We start from the raw sequence: 1181 nt of genomic DNA, 5'->3' as shown, positions 1-1181 counted from the left end.
AGTATCCTCGTTGCCAAATCCTCTACACGACGGCTGATACGCCGGTCGCTGAATATGTCACCGCTCATTTGCTCCTTTTAGAACAGAGAACAAATGCGCCTCAAAGTTTGTGTCCTAATCGTAGCCTCCCTGATGGAGGGGCTCCTGGAGAAGGGCCTGCACCTGGTGGCCAGAATCAGGAGGAACATGAAAAACATGCTCCTCACGCTGCACGACAAGCTCAACCTGCTGAAGAGAGGGGGCATAGAGGCGGTAAATGACATCCTGATGACCGTTTGTGACATCGACCACACCCGCCACCGAAACCCGCTCAACGCACTGGTCCACATCCTCTCAGGTCTGACCGCCTACACCTTTCTCGACCGCAAGAACAAAAAGTTCAACCCTGCCAGAACACTGGCGTAATTCCCGAGTTCACGTTAAACATATACACTAAGTCTTTGAAATCTTTATTTTCCACTAGTCCATAGTTTGTGAATCCATTTTTCTCAGCTACTCTAATGGATGCCTCATTAGTTCGGGTGATGAAGGCTAATACTGTTTTGAACCCGGTATCCTCGAAGATAAACTTTGTTAGGTAGTCCAACACCTCTGAGGCAAAGCCTCTGTGCCAATACGGAGGTAGCAGCGCATAAAAATCACCAACCATACTTTCCTCCAGTGGATTCAACCCTGTTATACCTAAAAAAGCTTTATCGGCTTTATGCTCAATTGCATATGCCAACAGAGGGGAGTCTGAGCTGTACGAGTTCATAGTCATGTTTAAAAGGTTTGCCGCACCGTTCCTTGTTTTCATCTCCGCTGTTAATGCCAGATTATCCATAACCTTTTGATTACATAACAGCTCTACAAATCTATCCAAGTCATCAGATACAAATTTTCTTATGGTAATCCTAGGGGGATGTATAACTTCAAACTGACTCATGTGACTTCATTTTCTCTAAGTATAACATCCTGACTAAAAAGTAACGCTACTATCCTATAGCTGTTGTTTCTCTAGTGATTCTTTCCTTATACAGACCGTTCCATAAAACCATTACAAAAGGGTTCGCCCCCTACTTTACCTGTAGCCCCGCAAAATGTGAGGCTTCAATGTAGGGGCTAATGCATGAATTTCATCCATCCGAACCGGTGCCTGTTGAACAGCTGAAAAACAGTTTTTTTTGGTTAGTGTCTCACAA

Annotated in this window: 1 protein-coding gene and 1 pseudogene; one reads left to right on the top strand and one right to left on the bottom strand. The window is 44.8% G+C overall.

All coding sequences use genetic code 11. The annotated features are described in order from the left end of the window. Positions 1-120 precede the first annotated feature (120 nt). Positions 121-405: pseudogene (locus E1919_RS27155) on the top strand (transposase); the annotation flags it as partial. Here E1919_RS27155 and E1919_RS27150 read toward each other — a convergent pair. Beyond that, a complete protein-coding gene (locus E1919_RS27150) occupies positions 380-925 on the bottom strand; it encodes a GNAT family N-acetyltransferase (protein WP_162056530.1) in 546 nt (181 codons plus the stop codon). The pseudogene E1919_RS27155 and the gene E1919_RS27150 sit on opposite strands and share 26 nt — an antisense overlap. Positions 926-1181: the final 256 nt, after the last annotated feature.

Source organism: Pontibacter pamirensis, assembly GCF_010015475.1.
GTDB classification, from domain to species: Bacteria; Bacteroidota; Bacteroidia; order Cytophagales; family Hymenobacteraceae; genus Pontibacter; species Pontibacter pamirensis.
The sequence above is the reverse complement of the archived record's forward strand: the minus strand, read 5'-3'. Positions and strand labels throughout refer to the sequence as shown.